Source organism: Pseudomonas sp. FW305-70 (assembly GCF_058783925.1).
In genome coordinates, this window is the sequence record NZ_JBYSYZ010000069.1 from 1 (window position 1) to 15,088 (window position 15,088).

Consider the following 15,088-nt stretch of genomic DNA (forward strand, 5'->3'; position numbering starts at 1 on the left):
CGCGAAGGCGGAGTGTCAGCCAACATTCTGGTAACTGACACACCGCCTTCGCGAGCAAGCCCGCTCCCACATTGGAAATGTGTTGATTGGAAGATGGTTTTTCAGAGGCAAAAAAAGAGCCTCAAAGCTCTTTGATGGGGAGGAAGTAGAGCCCTCGAGGCTCAAGATGCGCATGAAGCAGGCGGTGAGCTTGGTAGGGGTTCAGTTCACTCACCACCTACGCAGCGGCTTGCACAAGCAAGCGACTGCGTAAGTTCATCCTAGAAAGACCGAGTGTTTCACTCAAGTACCGCTAGTCGCATCCCCCGGCCAGCCGGCGCGGCGCAACGCCTTGAGCAGGGTTTCGGCATCCAGCCCCGGCACCCCATGCCCATTGCCCTCGGCCGTTTCGGCGGCGAGCAGGGCATTGATGATGGCTTCTTCCACGGCTTCGGTGGCGGCCAGGAACAGCTCGCTGATGTGGTCGTTGTTGACCATGCTCAGGTTGTTTGTGGTCGGCGCTTTCTTGCTCTCGTAGGCCGCCGGTGGCACGTGATCGTTACCGGTGGCGAAAGCGATGAAGATGTCGCCGCTGTGGTCTTCATTGCCGCCGCCGGTGCGGGCCAGGCCGAGGCTGGCGCGTTGGGCCAGGCGCGTGCACTGGTGTGGCAGCAGCGGCGCATCGGTGGCCAGGCAGACCACGATCGAACCCATGCCCGGATGGGGCAGCGAAGCCTTGAGGAACGGCGAATCGACCTGTTCCATGTAGCGCCCGACCGGATACCCGTCGACGCGCAGTTCATGGCGGATGCCATGGTTGGCCTGGACAATCGCCCCCACTGTCCAGCCACCCTGGGCGCTGTTCAAGCGTCGCGACGCGGTGCCGATGCCGCCCTTGAATTCGTGGCAGATCATGCCGCTGCCGCCGCCGACATTGCCTTCGGCCACCGGGCCACCCGCCGCCGAGCGCACGGCTTGGGCTACGTGTTCCGGCTTCACGTGAAAACCGTTGATGTCGTTGAGCAAGCCATCGAAGGTTTCCAGCACCACCGGCATGTTCCAGTAGAGGCGCCCGTCATCGGCTTGCTGTTCGCGGTCGACCACGATCAGCGCATCGCGCACCACGCCCAGGCTGTGGGTGTTGGTGAAGGCGATGGGGCTGGTCAGCAAGCCCGCTTCGCGAATCCATTCCAGCCCCGTGGCATCGCCGTTGCCGTTGAGTACATGCACGCCGGCAAAGCAGGGTTGCTGACTGGTGGAGCCGGCGCGTGGTTCGATGACGGTGACACCCGTGAGGATGTCGCGGCCGTTGGCTGTGCGTCCTCGTACATCACAGTGGCCGACTCGCACGCCGGGGACGTCGGTGATGGCATTGAGCGGACCGGGTTGCAGTTGTCCGAATTGGATGTTCAGGTCGCGGGCGCGTGGTTTCATGGTTTTTCTCATCTTCGATTCGTGGCAGAAAAAAGGGGTATTTCGGGTACCGTAGATCCCCTGTGGGAGCGGCGGTGCGGCGATCCGACTTGCTCGCGAAGGCGTAGTGTCAGTCGCTATCAACGTTGGCTGACCCAACGCCTTCGCGAGCAAGCCCGCTCCCACAAGGGTATGCGGTGGGTTATTGGCCGTTTTTGACCTTGCTCCAGATTCGCGTGCGTGCGCGCTCGGTCGCCGGCGGCAGGGGCTGGAGGGTGAACAGGGTGGCCATGGCTTCGGCTGACGGGTAGACAGCCGGGTTGTTGCGGGTCGCTTCGGCCACCAGCGTGGTCGCGCTGCGGTTGCCGTTGGGGTAGTTGAGGTGGTCGCTGACCGGGGCGATGACCTCGGCGCGCATCAGGTATTCGATGAAGGCCATCCCTTGTTCCGGGTGCGGGGCGTCCTTGAGCAGTACCAGGGTGTCGAACCACACCGGTGCGCCTTCCTTGGGCAGGCTGTAGGCGATTTTCACGCCGTTGCCGGCCTGCTCGGCGGTGGTCTTGGCTTCGAGCATGGCGCCGGACCAGCCGACCGCCACGCAGATGTTGCCGTTGGACAGGTCGCTGATGAACTTCGACGAGTTGAAGTAGGCAATGTGCGGCCGCAGCTTGAGCAGCAGCGCTTCGGCTTTCTTGTAGTCTTCGGGGTGGGTGCTGTTGGGCGGCAGGCCGAGGTAGTGCAGGGCGACCGGCAGCATCTCCGACGGCGAGTCGAGCATGGCCACGCCGCACTCGCCGAGCTTGGCCAGGTTCTCCTCCTTGAACACCAGGTCCCAGGAGTCCACCGGCGCCTTGTCGCCCAGTACCGCGCGCACTTTGTCGATGTTGTAGCCGATGCCGTTGGTGCCCCAAAGATACGGCACGGCGTACTGGTTGCCCGGATCGTTGTTGGCCAGTTTCGCCAGCAGATCGGTGTCCATGTTCTTGAAGTCTGGCATCTGCGCCCGGGGCAGTGGGGCGAGGGCACCGGCCTTGATCAGGGTCGGCAGGCTGAAGTTGCTGGCCACCACCACGTCGTAGCCGCTGCGGCTGGTGAGCAACTTGCCTTCGAGCACTTCGGCGCTGTCGAAGGTGTCGTAGACCGGCGCGATCCCGGTGTCTCGCTTGAAGTCCTGCAGGGTCGTGGGGCCGATGTAGTCGTACCAGTTGTACACGTGCACGGTCGGGGCTTCGACGGCTTGCGCCGACAACGACACCGCCAGACAGGCGCCAAACCCCAGATTGAAATACAAGCGGTGACGACTCATGATGCGGCACTCCTGGCCTGTTGCGGCCGGTGGTAATCAGGAGTTTGCAGCGTATCGACCGGGGTGGCCTTCACCCATTCCCATCATGGGTTACTCAAAAGGGGTAGTGCGTGGACGCGTTGTTGAAAGAGTTGCCGGTGCACCAGGGGCTGGCGCGGGTCTTCGCGACGGTGGGGCGGGACGGTTTCTGGCGGGCGCTGGTCGATACCCTGCGGCTGCTGGTGCCGCTGGACAACGCCCTGGTGGCGCTGATGCGCCCGGGCCACGTGCCGCGCCTGCTGATTGATTTCGATGCCAAGGGCAACAGTGCCGAGCAGGAAGAACTGGCGGACTACCGCGCCGGCATGTACCTGCTCGATCCGTTCTATCAAGCCGTGTGCGCCGGCATCGCCGACGGCTTGCACAGCCTCGAATCGGTGGCCCCCGACCAGTTCCAGCACAGCGAGTACTACCTGAGCTACTTCAGCACCGTGGTCGGTGGGGACGAGTTGCAGTTCATGGTCAACCTCGACGGCGCCGTGCTCGGCCTGTCCCTCGGGCGTTCGACGCGCTTTGGCCTTGAGGACCAGGGGCGCCTGCTGTGCGTGCGTGACTGGGTGCTGTCGGCGATGCGCCGACACCTGGATTTGCTGCCACCCGAAGGGCCAGTCGCCGAGCCGCCGGCCGGCGATCTGGCGACCTTGCTCGATCGCTTCGACGCCCGCCTGACCGTGCGGGAAATCGAAACCGCGCGCCTGATTCTCCAGGGCTTCTCCAGCAAGGCCATCGCCCAGCAAATGGGCATCTCCCCGGAAACGGTGAAAGTGCACCGGCGCAACCTCTATCACAAGCTCAACGTGAACGGGCATGGCGAGTTGTTTGCGCTGGTGTTGCAGCCGCGTTGAACCTTGGTGGTTTGGTGAATGCACTGGACCCTTCGCGAGCAAGCCCGCTCCCACACTGGATCTCGGCTCGTCACAACGCCTATGTGTGCGGGCTTGCTCGCGAAGGGCACGACTCGGTGTTACTGCCGAAACACCAACGCCTTCAACCCACACTCGACATCCGCATCGGGAAACTCCGGCGGATTCTCCAGCCGCTGCTCAAACCGCAAGCTCGGTGCTTCGCGGGTCACGCCGTCGATCAGGAAGTCCGCCCCAAACGCCGGGTCGTTCATGCAGGCCAGCACCGTGCCTTCAGGGCTGAGCAATTCCGGCAACCGACGCAGCACCCGCTGGTAATCCTTGGTCAGCAAAAAGCTGCCTTTCTGGAACGACGGCGGGTCGATGATCACCAGGTCGTACGGCCCTTTGCCGATCACCTTGCCCCAGGACTTGAACAGGTCGTGGCCGAGAAACGTGACCTTGCCCAGGTCGTGGCCGTTGAGCCGGTGGTTGTCGCGGCCACGGCTCAGGGCCGGGCTGGACATGTCGAGGTTGACCACGTGGCTCGCGCCGCCTTCGATGGCCGCCACCGAGAAGCCACAGGTGTAGGCGAACAGGTTCAGCACTCGCTTGCCCTGTGCATGGGCGCGGACCCAGTCGCGGCCATAGCGCATGTCGAGGAACAGCCCGGTGTTCTGCTTGCGACCCAGGTCCACCCGGTACTTCAGGCCACCCTCGGTGATGGTCATTTCTTCGATGACTTCGCCCAGCAGCCATTCGGTGGTGCTTTGCAGCAGGTAGCGATGTTGCAGCAGCAGCGTATGGGCGCCGGATTTTGCCCACTGTTCAGACTGGGTGATTGTCATCAGCCGCTGTTTCAAGTCCTCCAGTTGCGCCGCCTCCGGCTCCTTGAACAACGCCACCAACACCACGCCTTGCAACCAGTCCACGGTCACTTGCTCCAGCCCCGGCCAGCAGCGGCCACGGCCGTGGAACAGGCGACGGGTTTCGGCGGGGGCGGCCGCGAGGGCGGTCAGCAGGTGCTGGTCGAGGGTGGCGAGGGCTTCAGGGTTCATCGGGTCGGGTCGGTGGCGTGGAAAGGGGCGGCATTTAACCATAATTGCGCATCCGGCGGACCACACAAATCCCCCTGTGGGAGCGGGCTTGCTCGCGAAGGCGTAGTGTCAGCCGCTATTAATGTTGGCTGACACTGCGCCTTCGCGAGCAAGTCGGATCGCCGCACCGCCGCTCCCACAGGTTTTTCGGTGCTCGTTGTGAGCGAGTTATCACGTTTAATTTAACTTTACGTGAGGATTTGGCGATCTTCCGGCTCCCATACTCGGCTCCAACGAACAACAAACGGGAGCCGGACATGTCGCAGTCAACTGCCTCACCCAAGGCCAGTCATCCACGCTGGCTACGCCTGACCCACTGGCTCAACGCCCTGGCGGTGCTGGTGATGGTCACCAGCGGCTGGCGTATCTACAACGCCTCGCCCCTCTACGAATTCAGCTTTCCCGCGTCGATCACCCTCGGCGGCTGGCTCGCTGGCGCGCTGCAATGGCATTTCGCGGCGATGTGGTTACTGGCGATCAACGGCCTGATCTACCTGGCCTTCAACCTGTTCAGCGGGCGCCTGAAGCGGCGCTTCTTCCCGGTGTCGCCCAGCGGCGTGCTGCATGACCTGTGGGCCGCCTTGCGCGGAAAACTCGGACACGCCGACCTCAACCATTACAACCAGGTGCAACGTGTCGCCTACCTGTTCGTGATGGTCGACATCACGCTGCTGGTGCTCTCCGGGCTGGTGTTGTGGAAGTCGGTGCAGTTCCCGCTGCTGCGTGAATTGATGTTCGGTTACGAAGGCGCACGCCGTGTGCACTTCTTCGCCATGGCGCTGTTGGTGGCCTTCGTGGCAGTGCATCTGCTGATGGTCGCGTTGGTACCGAAAACGTTGTTGGCCATGATCGTCGGCCGCAAGGAGCAAGCATGAAAAAGCGCATTCAGATCCCCGGGCTGGACGAAGCTTCGATCCTCACCGACGCCCGCAAGATCCTCGCCCCGCAAATCGAAGACCGCTCGCGGCGTTCGTTCCTGCTGCGTGGCCTGACCCTCGGCGGCGTGGCCATGTTGTCCGGTTGCAACATCACCGACAACGAAAGCGTCGACACCGCGCTGTCCTCCATGTCGCGCTTCAACGACCGGGTACAGGGCTGGCTGTTCAACCCCAACGCCATGGCGCCGACCTATCCCGCATCGATGATCACCCGGCCGTTTCCCTTCAATGCCTTTTATGGCATCGACGAGGCACCGACAGTGGAGGAGGAGAGCTATCGCCTGGAGGTCAGCGGCCTGGTCGCCGACAAGCGCAGCTGGCGCCTCGACGAACTGCGCGCCATGGCCCAGACCGAGCAAATCACCCGGCATATCTGTGTCGAAGGCTGGAGCGCGATCGGACGGTGGGGCGGCGTGCGCTTCAGCGATTTCCTCAAGCGCATCGGCGCCGACACCGACGCCAAATACGTCGGCTTCAAATGCGCCGACGACTACTACACCAGCATCGACATGGCCACCGCGCTGCACGCGCAAACCCTGCTGGCGCTGACCTGGGACGGCGCGGTGCTGCCGCGCGAGTACGGCTTCCCGATGAAGCTGCGCATGCCCACCAAACTTGGCTACAAGAACCCCAAACACATTCAGGCAATTTTCGTCAGCAATACCTACAGCGGCGGCTACTGGGAAGACCAGGGCTACAACTGGTTCGGTGGCAGCTGACGGATGCCTGGCTCTTTCACACCTCCACAACCCACGCTCCAAGGAGTTTCATCATGAAAAAGTTGACCACCGTTGTACTGTCCATGTGCCTGGCCGTTGGCGCTGCCTCCGTGTTTGCAGCTGACACGATGAGCAACGACAGCATGAGCAAGGATTCGATGTCCAAGGATGCCATGTCCAAGGACGCGATGAAGAAAGATGCGATGAAGAAAACCGATTCGATGTCCAAGGACGCCATGTCCAAGGATGCAATGTCCAAGGACACGATGAAAAAAGATGCGATGTCCAAGGATGCGATGAAAAAGGACGCGATGTCGCAGTAATCCCAAACAACCGAAACCCCCTGTGGGAGCGGCGGTGCGACGACTCGACTTGCTCGCGAAAGCGGCGTATCAGTCAACATTGATTGCGACTGACACTACGCCTTCGCGAGCAAGCTCGCTCCCACAGGTTTTTTGTCGCCCCGAACTACCTGAGCCCCGAAAAAAGACATCGATGATTGATCCGGACGCATGATGCCGGTCACCTGGCTGTATCAAAAATGAATTTCCGCGGTCTGCGCTGCTCATACCTTTAGGCAGCGGATCCAATTCCGCGAAATCATTGAGGCAATCAGGGAGCGGCACGGTCATGAGTCGAGTACCGACGGCGGGCGGACATCGTCCTGACGGGTTGATCCTGGTGGTTGAGGACGACCCGCTGATCCTGGAGTTTCTCTGCGAGATTCTTCAGGAGGAGGGTTTTGTCGTCGAGCCGCACACCAGTGCGGATGCGGCAGTGATCTATCTGGAACAGCATGCGCCGCAGGTGGGCATGCTGCTGACAGACATCACCATGCCCGGCACGCTCAATGGCGCGGACCTGGCCAACCAGTTCGGCGATCGCTGGCCGGACAAGCCGATCATGATCATGTCCGGTTTCGAAACCCCTGAAAGCTCAGGCGTGCGACACGCGGTCTCGTTCATCAAGAAACCCTGGATGATCGGTGGGCTGCTCGATTGTGTGAGCCAGACCTTCAAGTCCAAACGACTCAACTGAGCCGTTCGCAGATGCTACATTGCCGGGCAAATCCGTCCGGCAGCTGCGAGGTTCCTTTCCTTGTCCGATCACCCTGTATTCAACTCGACTTACCGTGCCTTTCTGTTCGACATGGACGGCACCGTCCTGACGTCCATTGCCGCCGCCGAGCGGGTCTGGACCACCTGGGCCGTGCGCCATGGGGTCGATGTCGAATCCTTCCTGCCGACCATTCACGGCGCCCGCGCCATCGACACCATCAGGCGCCTGGGCTTGCCCGGGGTGGATGCCGAGGCCGAAGCCGCGTGGATCACTGAAGCGGAAAACGACGACGTCGACGGGGTATTCGAAGTGGCGGGCGCGGCGAAATTCCTGCGGTCCTTGCCGGCCAGGCAGTGGGCCATCGTCACCTCCGCCCCACGGGAACTTGCGCTGCGGCGGATGGCGGCGGCGGGGATTCCCGAGCCTGGGGTGATGGTGACTGCCGAAGACGTCACGGCCGGCAAGCCTGACCCCGCAGGTTATCGACTCGCGGCCCGGCGCCTGGGCGTGGAGCCTGGGCAGTGCCTGGTTTTTGAGGATGCCACGGTGGGGATTCTGGCGGCAGAAGCGGCGGGGGCGGATTTGGTCATTGTCACGGCGACCCATGAGCAGCCGATCGAGACGGCGCATGGGACGTTGGTGGGGTATGACAGGGTTGTCGCGAGCGTGGATGCCGACGGTCTGATTCGTTTGCAGTTTTTGTGAACGACACATTTCCCCTGTGGGAGCGGGCTTGCTCGCGAAAACGGTGTATCAGTCAACATTGATAGCGACTGACACTATGCCTTCGCGAGCAAGCCCGCTCCCACAGGGGGATCAGTGTTCCAGTCAGTAAAGTCCGGGAACCAGCCGCCAGGTGCGGGCGCAATAGGCTTCGTATTCGCTGCCGAACTGCGCCCTGAGCAAGGCTTCTTCCGAGTGAATCCGGGCAATCAGCGGGATCAGGGTCAATGCCGCCAGCAGCAGACCGACCCCCGAGCGAAACGCCAGTGCCCAGCCCACGGCGATGACCATCATCCCCAGGTAACTGGGGTTGCGCAGGCGCCGGTAAATGCCCTCGGTAACCAGTCGGTGCCCCGGCTGGATCGCCACCAGCCCGCTGAAGCGCTTGCCCAGCACAAACACCGGCCACAACCGCAGCGCGCCGCCCGCGATGAACAACAGTGCCCCGAGCCAGCGCACGCCTTCACCTCCAAAGGTCCAGAAATCGATGCGGTCGGTATAGGCCGGCACAAAGCCGCTGAGCACGCCGATCACGCCGAAGACCGGGAGGACCCAGCGATTGGCCCGGTCTTCGCGTTCTCCTGAACTCAGGTTGACCTCGGTGAACAGCGATGCGATGGCCATGATCAGGGTGGCCAGGGCAATGACGACCAGTGAGCCGTGGCTGAAGAAAGCCGCGAAACCGCCCAGCCCCCAGATCGCCACGGCGAGGTAGGCAAGGGTGCTGGCGACGGCGAAAAACGCCAGTTTGGCCGAGATTTTCATGGTGCCTCCAAAAACCACCTCCGGTATGTTCAGTGTAGATACCGAGGGTTCCCATCTCAGCGAGGTAGCAATCAAATCACCTCTGCTCGCGCATTGCGCCGGATCACCTGGGGTGGTTGCCCGAACACCCGTAGAAAGGTCTCACGCATGCGTCGGCGGTCGGTGAACCCGGTTTCCAGGGCGATCTGGTCGAGGGTCAGGCGTCCGCGCTCGAGCATCTGTCGCGCCGCCTCCAGACGCAGGTTTTCGATGGCCTTGGCCGGCGATTGCCCGGTTTCGGCGCGAAACGCCCGGCTGAATTGCCGGGGGCTGAGGTTGGCCACTTGTGCCAGTTGCTCCACAGAAAGGGGCTGGGCGAGGTGTTCTTGGGCGTAGCCGAGCACGGTCTGGATGCGATCGGATTTCGGCGCCAGTTCCAGCAGCGCCGAATGCTGTGACTGGCCGCCGGCGCGGCGGTGGTACATCACCAGTTTCTGCGCCACGGCCCGGGCCAGCTCGGCGCCGTGGTCCTTTTCCACCATGGCCAGTGCGAGGTCGATACCCGCGGTCATGCCGGCCGAAGTCCAGATCGAGCCGTCGATCACGTAAATGCGATCAGCCTCGACCTTGATCGCCGGAAACCGCGCCTGCAGTTCCCGGGCGTAGGCCCAATGGGTGGTGGCTCGCCGTCCGTCGAGCAAGCCGGCCTGGGCCATGACGAACGCCCCGGAACAGATCGACGCGGTGCGGCGCGCGCTGTGGATGCTGGCCTTCAGGTACTCCAGCACGGCCTCGGGCGCCTGTTCGACGATCGAGTCGCCGCCGACCACGATGACGGTGTCGAACACGCGCCCGTCGAAGGCCTCGGTGCAAACGCTCAAGCCACCCGAGGCGCGCAGGGTGTGACCGTTTTCCGACAGCACGCGCACGTCATACAGGGTCTGTGCGGCGCTGAAATTGGCGTATTCGAACACCGGCATGGCGGCCAGCGCCATGGACTGAAAACCCTCGAAAACCACGAACGCCACGCTGATCATCGGCCTGTACTCAAACGGTTATGTCCTAAAAACGTACTTTAAACGTCATTTGAGACGGGCGTAAGTCCCTTTATAACGGTCTGCACCCGGCGAATCTCTCGCCTCACCGTAGAGGAATTGCACCATGGCTCTCTCATCCAAAGGCACTGCACTGATCACCGGTGCTTCTTCGGGCATCGGCGCGGTGTATGCCGACCGTCTGGCTCGCCAGGGTTACGACCTGATCCTGGTGGCCCGCAGCCGGGGCAAACTCAATGCCCTGGCCAAGCATTTGAGCGACCAGACCGGGCGCACCGTGGAGGTGGTGGCCGCCGACCTGACGAACAAGGCGGATTCGCTGCGGGTCGAACAGATCCTGCGCAACGACGCCAGCATCACCTTGTTGGTCAACAACGCCGGGGTCGGTGGCGTCATGCCGCTGCTGGCCAGTCCCGTGGACGACATGGAAGCGATGGTCAGCCTCAACGTGACGGCGTTGATGCGCCTGGCCTACGCCGCTGTACCGGGCTTCGTCGCCCGGGGCGCCGGCACCCTGGTCAATATCGCCTCCATCGTCGCCATCGCCCCGGAAATCCTCAACGGCGTGTACGGCGGGACCAAGGCGTTTGTCCTGGCCCTGAGCCAGTCGATGCAGCATGAACTGGCGGACAAAGGCGTACGCGTCCAGGCGGTGTTGCCGGGGGCGACCGCCACCGATTTCTGGAGCGAGGCCGGCAACCCGGTGGAAAATCTGCCGCAGGAGATCGTAATGTCCGCCGAAGACATGGTCGATGCCGCGCTCGCGGGCCTGGCGGCCGGTGAGACAGTGACCATCCCGGGCCTGCACGATGGCAGCCAGTGGGATGGTTACGAAGCCCAGCGCAAGACGCTGTCCGGGTTGTTTGGCAATTGCGTGGCGGCGCCGCGCTATCGCTGAGACGGCCCCCGGACCGGGTGAACTAAACTTGCATGAGAGGACCGTTCACCGCTGGCTCGTCGATCTGTTCGGCGAGCCGGTGGCGTGTAACAGGAACCGACATGCTTCACATCCGCACGCCTTTGATTCTGCACCCTGGCCTCTCGACCCCGACCCGCCGTATCTGGCTGAAACTGGAAAACCTGCAACCTGGCGGCTCGTTCAAAATACGCGGCATCGGCTTGCTGTGCAGCCGGGCGGCGCAGCAGGGCAAGCGCAAGGTGGTCTGTCCCTCCGGCGGTAACGCGGGACTGGCCACGGCCATGGCCGCGGCCTGCCTGGGGCTCAAGGCCTGCATCGTGGTGCCGCACACCACCCCCCACAGCACCCGGGCGCGGATCAGCAAGACCGGCGCCGAGGTGATCGAGCACGGCAAGGTCTGGGACGAAGCCAATCAATGGGCCCGTGAACTCGCCCAGGACCCACGCAGTGAATTCGTGCCGGCCTTCGACCACCCGGTGTTGTGGGAAGGGCACAGCACGATGATCGATGAAATCCTTGCCGACTGCCCGCCAGTGGATGTGCTGGTGGCATCGGTGGGCGGTGGTGGCTTGCTGGCCGGGTTGCTCACCGGCCTGATTCGTCATCGGCACACCGATTGCCGCATCGTCGCCTGCGAAACCGAAGGCGCGGCGTCGTTCGCTGTGGCGGTGGCGGCCGGGCATCCCGTCAGATTGCCGAAAATAGACACGGTCGCTACATCACTGGGGGCCGCGCAAGTGGCCGCCTGGCCGGTCAGGCACATCGGCGATTTCCCCTATGAGTGCGTGGTGCTCAGTGATGATGAGGCGATCATGGGCGTGGTGCGTTACGCCAATGATTTGCGTCAGCTGGTCGAGCCGGCGTGCGGCGTTTCATTGGCGATCGCCTACCTGGATCACCCGGCGATTGCCGACGCCCATGACGTGGTGATCGTGGTGTGTGGCGGGGTGAGTATCAACGCGCAGCTCGTGGCCGGGTGGGCACGCATGTCCACTGGCACACACGCGAGGCAGGGCTGGAAACGCTATCCCGGTGTCACAAGCCCCACCGCTGGCGATGACGATCTTCAGTGATCGGCGGCAACGCCTTCCTGGACGAGGATGGCGCGGGCCAGGTCTTCGTCGCTTGCGTTGTTGAGGGCGGGATTGTCCTGACGGATCTTTTTCAACACCGACTCCAGGTAAGCACCACGAATCGCACCGCCGCTGGCGACGAAGCTGGAGGCGTCATCCCGGGCGGGAATCATGAGTTTGTCGTCTTTGAATGTTGAGTACAGCGAGGCGGAAACCCCGGCCGAGGTAGCGACATCTTTGGCATCCACATCGGCCAGAGCCGAGCCTGCGGGTAAACAAAGTACCAGTGCAGAGATGATAAATAGGCGGCGCATGACGGTGTCCTCCGACAGCCTGAAGCATAAGGGATGTACCACATAGTTTAGGATACGTGGCAGTCGACGAGAGTTCCGTGACGTCGCCGGTGAGAACAGCTGTGAGAGGGCAGGGGCGTTGAGCGTCGATATTCAAAGCGTGGTGATCGGGGCCGGCGTCGTCGGGTTGGCGGTGGCCAGGGCCTTGGCCATGAGCGGGCGGGACGTGCTGGTGGTCGAGGCCGGGACGGGCATCGGCGCGGGCATCAGTTCGCGTAATTCAGAAGTGATTCACGCCGGCATCTATTACCCGGGCGGCAGCCTCAAGGCGCGGTTGTGCGTGGCGGGCAAGCAGCGTCTCTACACCTATTGCGATGAGCACGGTGTCGATTACCGGCGCGTGGGCAAGCTGATCGTGGCCACCGACGAGCAGCAGCAGGCGGCTTTGCAGCGCCTGTTGCAGCAGGGGCGTGTCAATGGTGTCGATGACCTGCAATGGCTGGATGGCCCGCAGGCCCGGGAGCTTGAACCGGCGTTGTCCTGCGTCGCGGCACTGTGGTCGCCCTCTACCGGCATCGTCGATTCCCACGGGCTGATGCTGGCACTTCAGGGCGACGCGGAGCGGTGCGGTGCGACGCTGGCCTTGCACACGCCGTTGCTCTCGGCCCTGTGCATCGACCAGGGCTTCGAGCTGCACATGGGCGGCAGCCAACCCATGACCCTGCGCTGCCGCGAAGTGATCAACTGCGCGGGGCTGTCCGCTCCCCAAGTGGCGCGCACGATCGTCGGTCTGCCTGAACAGTGCGTGCCCCAGGCGCATCTGTGCAAGGGCAGCTATTTCAGTTTCAGCGGCCGGGCACCCTTTCGGCACCTGGTGTATCCGGCCCCGGAGAGTGCGGGACTGGGCGTGCACATGACGCTCGACCTGGGTGGACAGGCGCGCTTCGGGCCGGATGTCGAATGGGTCGAGCACATTGATTACCGCGTCGAGCCCCGTCGGGCCGAGGGTTTTTATCAGGCGATCCGCCGTTATTGGCCGGGTTTGCCGGACAACAGCCTGCAACCGGCCTACAGCGGCATTCGCCCGAAAATCAGCGGGCCGACCGAGCCGGCCGCCGACTTTCTCGTCAGCGGATGCGCCGAACATGGCGTGCCGGGGCTGGTGAATCTGTTCGGCATCGAGTCACCGGGGCTGACCAGTTGCCTGGCGCTTGCCAGGCACGCGGTGAAACGCCTTGACGACCGATGATCAGTGCTGGCCCTGCATTGCGGGCATCGGGTCTATGCTAGGGAGTGCGCTTACTGCCATCGGAGACCTCTGATGATCACTGTACGCACTGCCTGCCTGCTGGCCGATTACAAACGCTGGGCCAATCAGCGTCTGTTTGACAGCCTTGCGGCGCTTCCTCCGGGCGAAGTCAAAAAACAACGGGTGTCGGTGTTCAACAACATGATCGGCACCCTCAATCATGTCTACGTGGTGGATTGCATCTGGCGGGCGCACCTTGAAGGCCGGGGACATGGCTTCAAGACCTCGCACGATCTGCTGCATGCCGACCTGTCCGAACTGCGCCAGGCGCAAAAAGAGATCGATCGCTGGTACTGCGACTGGAGCGCCCGGCAAACCGATGCCTCCCTGGACAAACCGGTGGAGTTCACCTTTGTCTCGGGCGAAAGCGGCACCATGAGCGCCGGCGCGATGCTGATGCATGTGGTCAACCACGCCAGCTACCACCGCGGCTGGGTGGTGCAGATGTACTTCGAGATTCCGGCCATGCCACCGGTGACCGACATGCCGGTGTACCTGCGCGAATCCGAGCCGGTGCTCCTGCAGTCGATCAATGCCCCGACGGTGGCGCCGCCATGTGCTGTGCAATTTTCGAACGCAACCAGCGTTCTGCCGGATCGTTATCGCTGACCCCGTTCCAGACCATCGACAGTTCGGACAGGTTGATCTCAAAGGGCGCATCGTCCGCCCGTAACTGGCTGCTGCCTTCGATCAGCGCACTGGCCGCGTAATCCGGTACGGTGGCGAGCATGTCAGTCCCCGCCAGCAACGCCCGCAAACCCGCAAACTGTGGTACCGCCAGCACCACCCGGCGCGAACGGCCGATGCGGGCCAGGTCATTGTCGATGGCGCCGCTCAGATCCCCGGAAAACGACACCAGTGCATGAGGGCGTTCGCAGAACTCGTCAAGGGTCAGCGGGCCGGGACGGTCATCGCCGCGCAGGATCTTCACACTCAGGTCGCGCAATTTCTTGCGCTTGGCGTTGGCCGGCAACTCCGTGGTGTAGCTGATACCGACGGAAATCTCGCCGCTGGCCAGCATCGACGACATCAGCAGGAAATTCACCCGGCGCACCACCACCACAACGTTCTGCGCTTCTTCGCGAATCTGCTTGAGCAGTGGCGGAAAGAGCCCGAATTCGGCGTCGTCGGACAGGCCGATGCGAAACACCTCGCGACTGGTGGAGGGCTCGAAATCCTTGGCCCGGCTGACCGCCCCGGAAATGGTGTCCATCGCCGGCTGCAACTCCTTGAGAATCTGCAACGCCCGCGGAGTCGGCTCCAGGCTCCGACCGTTGCGCACCAGCAGCGGGTCGTCGAACAGATCGCGCAGCTTGGCCAGCGACGCACTGACAGCGGGTTGGCCGAGGAACAGTTTTTCCCCGGCCCGGGTCAGGTTCTTCTCGAACATCAGGGTTTCGAAAATCACCAGCAGGTTCATGTCCACGCGGCGCAGGTCGTTGCGATTCATGCCGGGGTTCTCGGTGGGATCTTGAGTCTTCTCAGTAAAGCACCAAATCCTGCGCAATCTGGAATTCGCTGATGACCTGTGGGAGCGGGCTTGCTCGCGAAAGCGGTGTGTCAGTCGACAACATTGCTGG

17 protein-coding genes are annotated in these 15,088 nt (G+C 62.8%); 10 read left to right on the plus strand and 7 right to left on the minus strand.

From position 1 onward, the window contains the following. Positions 1-282: 282 nt before the first annotated feature. Positions 283-1,413 (minus strand): DmpA family aminopeptidase, encoded by a 1,131-nt coding sequence (locus tag AC3WN7_RS27765; protein WP_102675778.1) that lies wholly within the window; start codon positions 1,411-1,413, stop codon positions 283-285. Between the two features lie 181 nt (positions 1,414-1,594). After that, positions 1,595-2,698, minus strand: coding sequence for an extracellular solute-binding protein (locus AC3WN7_RS27770; RefSeq protein WP_102675777.1), 1,104 nt, complete (start codon positions 2,696-2,698; stop codon positions 1,595-1,597). A 110-nt stretch (positions 2,699-2,808) separates the two neighbouring features. Between AC3WN7_RS27770 and AC3WN7_RS27775 the strand changes: the two genes are divergently transcribed. Further along, positions 2,809-3,582 carry a helix-turn-helix transcriptional regulator gene (locus tag AC3WN7_RS27775; protein WP_102675776.1) on the plus strand — a complete coding sequence of 258 codons (774 nt, stop codon included), beginning with the start codon at positions 2,809-2,811 and terminating at the stop codon, positions 3,580-3,582. 119 nt (positions 3,583-3,701) lie between these two features. Here the strand turns inward: AC3WN7_RS27775 and AC3WN7_RS27780 are convergent, their stop codons facing one another. After that, a complete protein-coding gene (locus AC3WN7_RS27780) occupies positions 3,702-4,637 on the minus strand; it encodes a class I SAM-dependent methyltransferase (RefSeq protein WP_102675775.1) in 936 nt (311 codons plus the stop codon). Between the two features lie 296 nt (positions 4,638-4,933). On the opposite strand from AC3WN7_RS27780, the gene AC3WN7_RS27785 reads away from it, so the two are divergent. From AC3WN7_RS27785 to AC3WN7_RS27805, 5 genes are all read left to right on the plus strand, one after another. Beyond that, positions 4,934-5,551 (plus strand): cytochrome b/b6 domain-containing protein, encoded by a 618-nt coding sequence (locus tag AC3WN7_RS27785; protein ID WP_095968006.1) that lies wholly within the window; start codon positions 4,934-4,936, stop codon positions 5,549-5,551. Beyond that, positions 5,548-6,333 carry a molybdopterin-dependent oxidoreductase gene (locus AC3WN7_RS27790; protein ID WP_102675774.1) on the plus strand — a complete coding sequence of 262 codons (786 nt, stop codon included), beginning with the start codon at positions 5,548-5,550 and terminating at the stop codon, positions 6,331-6,333. Before AC3WN7_RS27785 ends, AC3WN7_RS27790 begins: the two co-directional genes overlap by 4 nt. Before the next feature lie 53 nt (positions 6,334-6,386). Continuing rightward, a complete protein-coding gene (locus tag AC3WN7_RS27795) occupies positions 6,387-6,656 on the plus strand; it encodes a pentapeptide MXKDX repeat protein (RefSeq protein ID WP_102675773.1) in 270 nt (89 codons plus the stop codon). Between the two features lie 307 nt (positions 6,657-6,963). Beyond that, positions 6,964-7,371 carry a response regulator gene (locus AC3WN7_RS27800; protein ID WP_102675772.1) on the plus strand — a complete coding sequence of 136 codons (408 nt, stop codon included), beginning with the start codon at positions 6,964-6,966 and terminating at the stop codon, positions 7,369-7,371. A 60-nt stretch (positions 7,372-7,431) separates the two neighbouring features. Continuing rightward, entirely contained in the window at positions 7,432-8,097 is a 666-nt protein-coding gene (locus AC3WN7_RS27805) for an HAD-IA family hydrolase (RefSeq protein ID WP_102675771.1), read from the plus strand. A 123-nt stretch (positions 8,098-8,220) separates the two neighbouring features. Here AC3WN7_RS27805 and AC3WN7_RS27810 read toward each other — a convergent pair whose 3' ends face one another. Together AC3WN7_RS27810 and AC3WN7_RS27815 are read right to left on the minus strand one after the other, a co-directional pair. After that, the gene (locus tag AC3WN7_RS27810) at positions 8,221-8,880 is read right to left on the minus strand and encodes a methyltransferase family protein (RefSeq protein WP_102675770.1); all 660 of its coding nucleotides are present in this window, start codon (positions 8,878-8,880) and stop codon (positions 8,221-8,223) included. 71 nt (positions 8,881-8,951) lie between these two features. Beyond that, positions 8,952-9,896 (minus strand): GlxA family transcriptional regulator, encoded by a 945-nt coding sequence (locus tag AC3WN7_RS27815; protein ID WP_102675769.1) that lies wholly within the window; start codon positions 9,894-9,896, stop codon positions 8,952-8,954. A gap of 124 nt (positions 9,897-10,020) precedes the next feature. On the opposite strand from AC3WN7_RS27815, the gene AC3WN7_RS27820 reads away from it, so the two are divergent. Beyond that, positions 10,021-10,812: an SDR family NAD(P)-dependent oxidoreductase gene (locus tag AC3WN7_RS27820; RefSeq protein ID WP_102675768.1), complete on the plus strand. Its 792-nt coding sequence runs from the start codon at positions 10,021-10,023 to the stop codon at positions 10,810-10,812. Positions 10,813-10,913: 101 nt separating this feature from the next. Beyond that, complete coding sequence (locus AC3WN7_RS27825; protein ID WP_102675767.1) at positions 10,914-11,906, plus strand: pyridoxal-phosphate dependent enzyme; 993 nt, start codon at positions 10,914-10,916, stop codon at positions 11,904-11,906. Here AC3WN7_RS27825 and AC3WN7_RS27830 read toward each other — a convergent pair. Then, a complete protein-coding gene (locus tag AC3WN7_RS27830) occupies positions 11,900-12,220 on the minus strand; it encodes a DUF2388 domain-containing protein (RefSeq protein ID WP_095967997.1) in 321 nt (106 codons plus the stop codon). The genes AC3WN7_RS27825 and AC3WN7_RS27830 overlap by 7 nt on opposite strands. Positions 12,221-12,338: 118 nt before the next feature. On the opposite strand from AC3WN7_RS27830, the gene AC3WN7_RS27835 reads away from it, so the two are divergent. Beyond that, complete coding sequence (locus tag AC3WN7_RS27835; RefSeq protein WP_102675766.1) at positions 12,339-13,448, plus strand: NAD(P)/FAD-dependent oxidoreductase; 1,110 nt, start codon at positions 12,339-12,341, stop codon at positions 13,446-13,448. 72 nt (positions 13,449-13,520) lie between these two features. Continuing rightward, complete coding sequence (locus AC3WN7_RS27840) at positions 13,521-14,117, plus strand: DinB family protein (RefSeq protein ID WP_102675765.1); 597 nt, start codon at positions 13,521-13,523, stop codon at positions 14,115-14,117. Here AC3WN7_RS27840 and AC3WN7_RS27845 read toward each other — a convergent pair. Further along, positions 14,038-14,958, minus strand: a complete 921-nt coding sequence (locus AC3WN7_RS27845) for a LysR family transcriptional regulator (protein WP_007973738.1) — start codon at positions 14,956-14,958, stop codon at positions 14,038-14,040. The genes AC3WN7_RS27840 and AC3WN7_RS27845 overlap by 80 nt on opposite strands. Positions 14,959-15,088: the final 130 nt, after the last annotated feature.